This window comes from Actinomadura chokoriensis (assembly GCF_039529475.1).
In the GTDB taxonomy this organism is placed as follows: domain Bacteria; phylum Actinomycetota; class Actinomycetes; order Streptosporangiales; family Streptosporangiaceae; genus Spirillospora; species Spirillospora bangladeshensis.
The window spans coordinates 215,430-225,671 of record NZ_BAAAMW010000013.1 but is presented as its reverse complement, the minus strand read 5'-3'; the positions used below and the strand labels follow the sequence as shown (position 1 = coordinate 225,671).

Genomic DNA, 10,242 nt, shown 5'->3' with positions numbered 1-10,242 from the left:
GCGGGCGTCCCGGCGGCGGCCGCGGTCAAGGCGGCGGCGGTCGTCCCGGCGGCGCTGGCGGCGGCCGTCCCGGTGCCGGCGGTCGTCCCGGCGGCGGCTTCGGCGGTCCCCGCGCAGGCGGCGGCGGTCGTCCCGGCGGCGGCTTCGGTCCCCGTCCGGGCGGCGGCGGTCGCGGCCGCGGCGGCACGCAGGGCGCCTTCGGACGCCCCGGCGGCCGTCCCGCGCGCGGACGCAAGTCGAAGCGGGCGCGTCGTCAAGAGTTCGAGAACATGCAGGCGCCCGCCGCCGGCGGCGTCTCGGCTCCGCGCGGCAACGGCAAGACCATCCGGCTGCCGCAGGGCGCGACCCTGACCGACTTCGCCGAGAAGATCGGCGCCAACCCGGCGTCGCTCGTCGCGATCATGATGCACCTCGGCAAGATGGTCACCGCGACCCAGTCGGTCGACCCCGACGACCTCATGGCGCTCGGGCTCGAGCTGGACTTCGACGTCCAGGTCGTCAGCCCCGAGGACGAGGACCGCGCGCTGCTCGAGTCGTTCGACATCGAGTACGGCGAGGACGAGGGCGGCGAGGAGAACCTCCAGGCCCGTCCTCCGGTGGTCACCGTCATGGGCCACGTCGACCACGGCAAGACCAAGCTGCTGGACGCCGTCCGGCACGCCAACGTGCAGGCGGGCGAGGCCGGCGGCATCACCCAGCACATCGGCGCCTACCAGGTCGAGACCGAGGTCGACGGCGAAGAGCGCAAGATCACCTTCATCGACACCCCGGGCCACGAGGCGTTCACCGCCATGCGCGCCCGCGGTGCCGACACCACCGACCTGGTGGTGCTGGTGGTCGCCGCGGACGACGGCGTCAAGCCGCAGACCACCGAGGCGATCGACCACGCCACCGCGGCGGGGGTCCCGATCGTCGTCGCGGTCAACAAGATCGACGTCGAGGGCGCGGACCCGAACAAGGTGCGCGCGCAGCTGACCGAGTACGGCCTGGTCGCCGAGGAGTTCGGCGGGCAGACGCAGTTCGTCGACGTGTCCGCCAAGCAGGGGACCAACATCGACGGGCTGCTGGAGGCGATCATCCTGACCGCCGACGCCGAGCTCGAGCTGAAGGCCAACCCCGACATGCCCGCCCAGGGCTCGGCCATCGAGGCCCACCTGGACAAGGGCCGGGGCGCCGTGGCGACCGTGCTGGTGCAGCGCGGCACGCTGCGGGTCGGCGACTCGATCGTCTGCGGCGTGGCCAACGGCCGCGTCCGGGCGATGCTCGACGAGAACGGCAACAACGTCGAGGAGGCGGGCCCGTCCCGTCCGGTGATGGTGCTCGGCCTCGCGGCCGTGCCCGGCGCGGGCGACAACTTCCTGGTCGTCGACGACGACCGGATCGCCCGGCAGATCGCCGACAAGCGGGTCGCGCGCAAGCGCAACGCCGAGCTGCTCAAGAGTCGCAAGAGCAGCTCCCTGGAAGAGCTGTTCAAGGACTTCCAGGAGGGCAAGCGGCAGGAACTGCTGCTCATCCTCAAGGGCGACGTGTCCGGTTCGGTCGAGGCCCTGGAGGACTCGCTCCTCAAGATCGACGTGGGCGACGAGGTCAGCCTGCGGATCATCCGCCGCGGTGTCGGCGCGATCACGCAGGACGACGTCAACCTGTCGCTGGCGTCCGAGGAGGGCGCGGTCATCATCGGCTTCAACGTGCGGCCGGAGCGCAACGCGCAGGAGCTGGCCGACCGCGAGGGCGTCGACATCCGGTACTACTCGATCATCTACCAGGCGATCGAGGAGATCGAGGCGGCCCTCAAGGGCATGCTCAAGCCGGAGTTCGAAGAGGTCCAGCTCGGCACCGCCGAGGTCCGCGAGATCTTCAAGGTGCCGCGGATCGGCAACGTGGCCGGCTCGATGGTCACCTCGGGGATCATCCAGCGCAACGCCAAGGCGCGCCTCGTCCGCGACGGCGTCGTGGTCGCCGACAACCTCACGGTGTCGTCGCTGCGCCGCTTCAAGGACGACGCGACCGAGGTCCGCGAGGGCTTCGAGTGCGGTATCGGCGTGGGGTACAACGACATCAAGCTCGGCGATGTCATCGAGTGCTTCGAGATGCGGGAGAAGCCCCGCGTCTGAGGCCGGCGGCACGTCCGCGCGGCCGGGCCTGCGGGCCCGGTCCGCGCGGGCGGCGGCCCGTCGCCGATGTGATCGTCGAATCGGATGACACGACGCCAGGCTGATCTTCTAGCCTGGCGTCCGTCATGTCCGGCCCGTCCCGCCGCGTGCGGGCAGGGCCGGGAACACGGCGGGTGATCCCCGTCGTTCCATTTCCAGAAGATCCCGAGGTGATCGACCAGGTGTACGTGGGTGCGCTGACACTCGACCTGCTGCTGGGGGACGTCCGCTCGCTGAAGCAGAAGCGGTCCGTCGTCCGGCCCATCATCGCCGAGGTGCACAAGCACTTCCCGGCGGTGGCCGTCGCCGAGACCGGCGGCAACGACCTGCACCGCAGGGCGGAGATCGGGGTGGCGGTGGTCTCCGGGACCGCCGCGAACTGCACCCAGGTGCTCGACCAGTGCGAACGCCTGGTGGCCGGGCGGCCGGAGATCGAACTCCTGTCCGCCCGCCAGCGGATATTCAGCGACGACGAATAACGGGTCGGCAGACCATAGAAAGGGAGTGCGATCATGGTGGACGCAGCCCGGGCGCGCAAGCTCGCCGACCGCATCCAGCAGATCGTGGCCGAGATGCTGGAGCGGCGGATCAAGGATCCGCGGCTCGGCTTCGTGACCGTGACCGACACCCGCATCACCAACGACCTGCGCGACGCGACCGTGTACTACACGGTGTACGGGTCGGACGGCGAGCGCGCCGAGACGGCCGCCGCGCTGGAGAGCGCCAAGGGCGTGATCCGGTCGGAGGTGGGCAGGAAGACCGGGGTCCGGCACACGCCCAGCATCACGTTCGTCATGGACTCCCTGATGGAGAACGCGGCGCACATCGACGACCTGCTGGCCAAGGCCCGCGCGAAGGACGCCGAGGTCGCGAAGGCCGCGCAGGGCGCCTCCCCGGCCGGTGAGGCGAACCCCTACCGCGAACCCGCCGCCCCCGACGCGGAGCTCGACGACGCGGACCCCGGCTCGGACGGGCACGACGCCGCGGGGGACGGTGAGGACGGCCGTTCCGGACGCCCGTCGTCGTGAGCGGGCCGCAGGGCCGCGCGGAACCGCCGGGCGGCGGCCGGCCGGAGCAGTTCCACCTGCACGACGGGCACGCCGTGAGCGGCCATGACGTCGTCCCGCGCGGCGGAGGCGGCGGCGCCCGCGCCGGAGCCGCGGTGCCCGCCGCGGTGCCGGCCGAGGCGTCCGCCGCGGTGCCGGCCGAGGCGTCCGCGGGGTCGTCCGCCGACCTGGAGTGGGACCGCGCGATCGAGCTGATCCGCGCCGCGGAGGAGATCTGCCTCGCCTGCCACGTCGCCCCCGACGGCGACGCGCTCGGCTCCATGCTGGCGCTGGCGCAGGCGCTCCGCGCGCTGGGCAAGCGGTGCGCGGCGTCCTTCGCGGAGCCGTTCGTCGTCCCGGCGATCCTGCGGTTCCTGCCCGGCCAGGAGCTGCTGGTGGAGCCCGCGCGGATGCCGGCCGCCCCGGAGCTGATGATCTCGCTGGACGCGGCGGGCCGGGCGCGGCTCGGCGGCCTCGCCGAGCACGCCGACCGGGCCGGCGCGCTGATCGTGGTCGACCACCACGCGTCCAACACCGGGTTCGGCGGCGTGCGGCTCGTCGACCCGGACGCCGCCGCGACCGCGGTCCTGGTCGAGGAGCTGATCCGCAGGCTCGGCGTCCCGCTGGACCGCGACATCGCGCAGGGCCTGTACGCGGGGCTCGCCAGCGACACCGGCTCGTTCAAGTACCCGTGCACGACCCCCGAGGTCCACGACCTGGCGGGACGGCTGCTGACGGCGGGCGTCCGGCCGGACGCGGTCAGCCGCGAACTGTGGGACCGGGCGCCCTTCGGGTACCTGCAGGTCCTCGCGGGCGCGCTGGCGCGGGCCCGGCTGGAGCGCGACGCCGCCGGCGGCCTCGGCCTGGTGTGGACGGCGGTCGCCCGCTCCGACCGGGCCGCCCGCGACGTCCACTACGACCAGCTCGAAGGGGTCATCGACCAGCTCAGGCGCACCGACGAGGCCGAGGTCGCGGTCGTGTGCAAGGAGAACGACCGGGGCGAGTGGTACGTGTCCACCCGCTCCAAGGGCGCGGTCGACGTGGGCCGCGCCTGCGTCGACCTCGGCGGCGGCGGGCACCGCACCGCCGCCGCGTTCACCATGGGCGGGGAGCCCGCCGCCATCATCGACCGGCTGCGCGCGGCACTGCGCGTGCCCGGCGACCCCGACGACTGACCTTTCGGAGCGCGCGTGGACAACTCGGGACTCGTCATCGTGGACAAGCCCGCCGACTGGACGTCGCACGACGTCGTCGGGAGGATGCGGCGGCTGGCGAAGACCCGCCGGGTCGGGCACGCGGGCACGCTCGACCCGATGGCGACGGGCGTGCTCGTCCTCGGCATCGGCAAGGCGACCCGCCTCCTCGGCCACCTCGCGCTGACGGAGAAGGGGTACGACGCCACGATCCGCCTGGGGCAGTCGACCAACACCGACGACGCGGAGGGCGAGATCACCGCGACCGCGTCCGCCGCGCACGTCGCCGACGCGGCGCTGCACGCGGGCATCGCGGAGCTGACCGGGATGATCCAGCAGGTCCCGCCGCAGGTCAGCGCGATCAAGGTGAACGGCGAGCGGGCCTACAAGATGGCCCGCAAGGGCGAGGAGGTCGCGCTCGCCGCCCGCCCGGTGACCGTGCACGCGTTCACGGTCACCGCCGTCCGCCGCGACGGCGACCTGATCGACGTGGACGCGTCCGTCTCGTGCTCGTCCGGCACCTACATCCGGGCGCTGGCCCGCGACCTCGGCGCGTCCCTCGGCTGCGGCGGGCACCTCACCGCGCTGCGCCGCACCCGCGTCGGGCCCTACGACCTGTCCATGGCGCGCACGCTCGACCGGCTCGCGGAGGAGCTGGAGATCCTCCCGATGAACGAGGCGGTCGCCAAGGTGTTCCCGCGCCGGGACGTCTCGGCCGAGGACGCCCGCAAGGTCGCGCACGGCGGGCGGCTCCCGGCCGCCGGCCTCGGGCCCGGCCCGGTCGGCGTCTTCGCGCCCGACGGCACGCTGCTCGCCCTCGTCGAGGAGCAGGGCCGGGCCGCCAGGCCCCTCGCGGTGTTCGTCCCCTGACCGCGCGGGCTCCGTGGCGAGCATCACCGGGCGAAGGGGCTGCGCGGTAACCTACGCACGCGTAACCTACGTAAGCGTAGGTTCGAAGGTGAGGAGGTGTCCGTGACCACTGTGAAGGACCACCCCCCGGTGGCGTCCCCGACCCGTCCGCGGCTGCGCGGCTGGCTGCACCTCGGCGCGTTCCCCGCGGTGCTGGTCGCCGGGCTGGTGCTCGTCGCGCTGGGCCCGAGCGTGGAGGCGCGGCTCGCGTCGGCGCTGTACGTGGCGACATCGGGGATGCTGTTCGGGATCTCGGGGACGTACCACCGGCAGCGCTCGCACCGGCTGATCGAGGTGCTCCGCCGGTTCGACCACGCCAACATCTACCTGATCATCGCCGGGACGTACACCCCCTTCGCGGTCCTGGCGCTGGACGGCGGCGTGCGCCTCGCCGTCCTCATCACCGTGTGGACGGGCGCCATCGCCGGCGTCGTGTTCCGCACCGCCTGGATCGGCGCCCCCCGCGCCCTCTACGTGACCCTCTACATCGTCCTCGGCTGGGTGGCGGTGTTCTTCCTGCCCCAGTTCCTGGACGGTGCGGGCGTCGCCGCCTGCGTCCTGGTCGCGACCGGCGGCATCTGCTACAGCGTCGGCGGCGTCGTCTACGGCCTGCGCCGCCCCGACCCGTCCCCGCGCTGGTTCGGCTTCCACGAGGTCTTCCACGCCTGCACGCTCGCCGCGTACATCCTGCAGTACATCGCCGTCTCCCTGGTCGTCTACCAGTCGGCCTGACGGGTACCCCTCGGTGCGACCGCGGGCGCCCGGCCATGGCACTCTTAAGGTCGGCAGAGAAGGCCGGACAGGCACGTCCTACGCAGGGAGAGAATGGTGCGGCGTTGGAATGGCCTCGACGAGGTTCCCGCGGACTGGGGCCGTTCAGTGATCACCATCGGGGTGTTCGACGGCGTGCACCGCGGCCATCAGCGGATCGTCGGCGCCGCGGTGGCGGAGGCCCGCCGCCGCGGCCTGCGCTCGGTGGTCATCACGTTCGACCCGCACCCCGACGAGGTCGTCCGGCCGGGCACCCACCCGCCGCTGCTCGCCACGACCCGGCACCGCATCGAGCTGCTGGAGGGCCTCGGCGCGGACGCGGTCGTCGTCGTCCCGTTCACCCTGGAGCTGTCGAAGACGCCGCCGGACGAGTTCGTCCGGCAGGTCCTCGTCGACCGGCTGCACGCGGCGCACGTCATCGTCGGTGAGGACTTCCGGTTCGGGCACAAGGCCAAGGGCGACGTCGCGCTCCTGCGCGAGCTCGGCGAGAAGTACGACTTCACCGCCGAGGGCATGCCGCTGGTGGCCAACGGCGGCACGATCTCGTCCACCTACATCCGGGAGCGGCTGGACGCGGGCGAGGTCGAGGCGGCGGCGCGCGCCCTCGGCCGGCCGCACCGCGTCGAGGGCGTCGTCGTGCGCGGCCACCAGCGGGGGCGGGCGCTCGGCTTCCCCACGGCCAACCTGGAGATGCCGCCGAACACCGCGATCCCGGCCGACGGCGTCTATGGCGGCTGGCTGGTCTGCGACTCCGGCCGGTACCCGGGCTTCCGGTGGCCCGCCGCGATCTCCATCGGGACGAACCCGACCTTCGAGGGCGCGGGGGAGCGGACCGTCGAGGCGTACGCGCTGGACCGCGACGACCTCGACCTGTACGGCGAGCACATGGCGGTGGACTTCACCGCCCGCATCCGCGACACGCTGAAGTTCGACTCGATCGACGCGCTGATCGAGGAGATGCACCGGGACGTGGCGCGGGCCCGGGAGATCACCTCCGCCTGATCGTCCGCAGACCCGCCCTGACCTGTGCGTACACTCCGATAGCAGGGGTTTCCGCTTCGTGACCGGGTGGGTTTCCGGCATGGTACGGTGAATAGTCGCCGGGAAGGGCCCCGGCGCGGCTGGCTGCACCCTCATGCGGCCCGCCACCCTCTTGAAACGCACCATGCGGACCCGTGCGCCCTCCGGGCCCGGATCTGCGGGTGACGATCCCATCGAAGGAGCCACGTGTCGCTCGACACCGCCACGAAGAACCAGATCATCGCCGAGTACGCGACCACTGAGGGTGACACCGGATCGCCGGAGGTCCAGGTCGCGCTGCTCACGCGCCGTATCAACGATCTGACCGAGCACCTCAAGGAGCACAAGCACGACCACCACAGCCGCCGCGGCCTCCTGCTGCTGGTCGGCCGTCGTCGCCGCCTCCTGAAGTACCTGAGCAACAAGGACATCAACCGCTACCGGCAGCTGATCGAGCGTCTCGGCCTGCGCCGCTAGCACGGTGAGGGAGTGGCCCGCCGGGCCGCTCCCTTCCTTTTATGGCCGGGCGGGCGCGCACGACGCCGCCCGCCCCGGCCGCACAACTGCAGACAAGCCTCGCGGACACCGCTGGTGCGGGCCGGTCCTCGGTAGTGGCTTCCGGATCCGTTCCGCCGCATCGGCGGCGATCTCGATCCGGGTGCTTCGATCGAAGACCGGCAGCGTGACAAGCCGACGGGAAACGGCCGCGAGGTCCGACATGGAACCCTGAGGAGGTTTCCCGTGACAGAAGCCGTGCGCATCGACGGAGCGCAGAGCACCGAGGCCGTGATCGACAACGGCACGTTCGGCACCCGCACCATCCGTTTCGAGACGGGCCGGCTGGCCCGGCAGGCGGCCGGCTCGGCCGTCGCCTACCTCGACGACGAGACGATGGTGCTGTCGGCGACCACCGCGTCCAAGAAGCCGAAGGACAACCTCGACTTCTTCCCGCTGACCGTGGACGTCGAGGAGCGGATGTACGCGGCCGGGCGCATCCCCGGCTCGTTCTTCCGCCGCGAGGGCCGCCCCTCCGAGGACGCGATCCTCACCTGCCGGCTGATCGACCGGCCGCTGCGCCCGTCGTTCACCAAGGGCCTGCGCAACGAGATCCAGATCGTCGAGACGATCATGGCGCTGCACCCCGACCACCTGTACGACGTCGTGGCGATCAACGCCGCCTCGATGTCCACGCAGCTGGCCGGGCTGCCGTTCTCCGGCCCGATCGGCGGCGTCCGCGTCGCGCTGATCGAGGGCCAGTGGGTCGGCTTCCCCACCCACCCCGAACTGGAGCGCGCCACCTTCGACATGGTCGTCGCCGGGCGCGTGCTCGCCGACGGCGACGTCGCGATCATGATGGTCGAGGCGGAGTCCACCCGCGACACCCTGCGGCTCGTCGGCGAGGGCGCCACCGCCCCGACCGAGGAGACCGTCGCCGAGGGCCTGGAGGCGGCCAAGCCGTTCATCAAGGTCCTGTGCAAGGCGCAGAGCGACCTCGCGGCCGTCGCCGCCAAGGAGACCCGCGAGTACCCGATCTTCCTGGACTACCAGGACGACGTCCTCGCCGCCGTCTCCGACGCCGTCAGCGGCGACCTCGCGCAGGCGCTGAGCATCGCCGGCAAGCAGGAGCGCGAGACCCGGCTCGACGAGATCAAGGCGGCCGCCGCCGAGAAGCTCGCCGAGCAGTTCGAGGGGCGCGAGAAGGAGATCTCCGCCGCCTACCGCGCCGTCACCAAGAAGCTGGTCCGCGAGCGGGTCATCCGCGACGGGCTGCGCATGGACGGCCGCGGCCTGAAGGACATCCGCCAGCTGACCGCCGAGGCGCACGTCGTCCCGCGCGTGCACGGCTCGGCGCTGTTCGAGCGCGGCGAGACGCAGATCCTCGGCGTGACGACGCTGAACATGCTCCGCATGGAGCAGACGATCGACACGCTGAACCCCGAGCGCACCAAGCGCTACATGCACAACTACAACTTCCCGCCGTACTCCACCGGTGAGACCGGCCGGGTCGGCTCGCCGAAGCGGCGCGAGATCGGGCACGGCGCGCTCGCCGAGCGCGCCCTGCTGCCGGTGCTGCCGACGCGCGAGGAGTTCCCGTACGCGATCCGGCAGGTGTCGGAGGCGCTCGGCTCCAACGGCTCCACCTCGATGGGCTCGGTGTGCGCGTCCACCATGTCGCTGCTGGACGCGGGCGTCCCGCTGAAGCAGATGGTGGCGGGCATCGCGATGGGCCTCATCAACGAGGGCGACGAGTACGTGACCCTCACCGACATCCTCGGCGCCGAGGACGCGTTCGGCGACATGGACTTCAAGGTCGCCGGCACCCGCGACCTGATCACCGCGCTGCAGCTCGACACCAAGCTCGACGGCATCCCCGCCTCGGTGCTGGCCGCCGCGCTGAAGCAGGCCAAGGGCGCGCGCCTCGCGATCCTGGACGTCATGCAGGAGGCCATCGAGGCGCCCGCCGAGATGAGCCCGAACGCGCCGCGGATCATCACGATCAAGGTCCCGGTCGACAAGATCGGCGAGGTCATCGGCCCCAAGGGCAAGATGATCAACTCGATCCAGGACGACACCGGCGCCGACATCACGATCGAGGACGACGGCACCATCTACGTCGGCGCGACCGACGGCCCGTCCGCCGAGGCCGCGCGGCAGGCGATCAACTCGATCGCCAACCCGCACATGCCGGAGGTCGGCGAGCGGTTCCTCGGCACCGTCGTCAAGACCACCACGTTCGGCGCGTTCGTATCGCTGCTGCCCGGCAAGGACGGCCTGCTGCACGTCTCGCAGATCCGCAAGCTGCACGGCGGCGCCCGGATCGAGAACGTCGAGGACGTCATGGGCGTCGGCGAGAAGATCCAGGTCGAGGTCACCGAGATCGACCAGCGCGGCAAGCTGTCGCTGGTGCCGGTCGAGGTGATCGAGCGCGAGGCCGCCGACACGGCCGAGGGCGGCGACGACACCGCCGCCGAGGCCGCGTCCAACGGCGACGGCTCCGGCGAGCGCCGGCCGCGCCGGGACGACGGCGAGCGCGGCCCGCGCCGCCGCCGCACCCGCCGCGGCGGCGACGACGCCGGCCAGCGCAACTCCTGACCCGGTCCATGCCCAGCCGGCCGTCCCGCTGCGGGACGGCCGGCTGGGTGCTTTCCC

9 protein-coding genes are annotated in these 10,242 nt (G+C 72.3%); all 9 read left to right on the top strand.

The window, feature by feature from the left end:
- The coding region (gene infB, locus ABFX46_RS26720) for a translation initiation factor IF-2 (protein ID WP_346046191.1) at nucleotides 1–2,114 on the top strand (2,114 nt) is incomplete at its 5' end.
- 209 nt (nucleotides 2,115–2,323) lie between these two features.
- Nucleotides 2,324–2,632 carry a DUF503 domain-containing protein gene (locus ABFX46_RS26715; RefSeq protein ID WP_243714247.1) on the top strand — a complete coding sequence of 103 codons (309 nt, stop codon included), beginning with the start codon at nucleotides 2,324–2,326 and terminating at the stop codon, nucleotides 2,630–2,632.
- Nucleotides 2,633–2,665: 33 nt separating this feature from the next.
- The gene (gene rbfA, locus ABFX46_RS26710) at nucleotides 2,666–3,181 is read left to right on the top strand and encodes a 30S ribosome-binding factor RbfA (protein WP_346046189.1); all 516 of its coding nucleotides are present in this window, start codon (nucleotides 2,666–2,668) and stop codon (nucleotides 3,179–3,181) included.
- Nucleotides 3,178–4,374 (top strand): DHH family phosphoesterase, encoded by a 1,197-nt coding sequence (locus ABFX46_RS26705; RefSeq protein WP_346046187.1) that lies wholly within the window; start codon nucleotides 3,178–3,180, stop codon nucleotides 4,372–4,374. Before rbfA ends, ABFX46_RS26705 begins: the two co-directional genes overlap by 4 nt.
- Before the next feature lie 15 nt (nucleotides 4,375–4,389).
- Nucleotides 4,390–5,262, top strand: a complete 873-nt coding sequence (gene truB, locus ABFX46_RS26700; RefSeq protein ID WP_346046185.1) for a tRNA pseudouridine(55) synthase TruB — start codon at nucleotides 4,390–4,392, stop codon at nucleotides 5,260–5,262.
- A gap of 102 nt (nucleotides 5,263–5,364) precedes the next feature.
- On the top strand, nucleotides 5,365–6,033 hold the full coding sequence (trhA, locus tag ABFX46_RS26695) for a PAQR family membrane homeostasis protein TrhA (RefSeq protein ID WP_346046183.1): 669 nt from the start codon (nucleotides 5,365–5,367) through the stop codon (nucleotides 6,031–6,033).
- Nucleotides 6,034–6,129: 96 nt separating this feature from the next.
- A complete protein-coding gene (locus ABFX46_RS26690) occupies nucleotides 6,130–7,074 on the top strand; it encodes a bifunctional riboflavin kinase/FAD synthetase (protein WP_346046208.1) in 945 nt (314 codons plus the stop codon).
- 225 nt (nucleotides 7,075–7,299) lie between these two features.
- On the top strand, nucleotides 7,300–7,569 hold the full coding sequence (gene rpsO / locus ABFX46_RS26685; RefSeq protein WP_021599383.1) for a 30S ribosomal protein S15: 270 nt from the start codon (nucleotides 7,300–7,302) through the stop codon (nucleotides 7,567–7,569).
- A gap of 282 nt (nucleotides 7,570–7,851) precedes the next feature.
- Nucleotides 7,852–10,185 carry a polyribonucleotide nucleotidyltransferase gene (locus ABFX46_RS26680; protein WP_346046206.1) on the top strand — a complete coding sequence of 778 codons (2,334 nt, stop codon included), beginning with the start codon at nucleotides 7,852–7,854 and terminating at the stop codon, nucleotides 10,183–10,185.
- Nucleotides 10,186–10,242 lie beyond the last annotated feature (57 nt).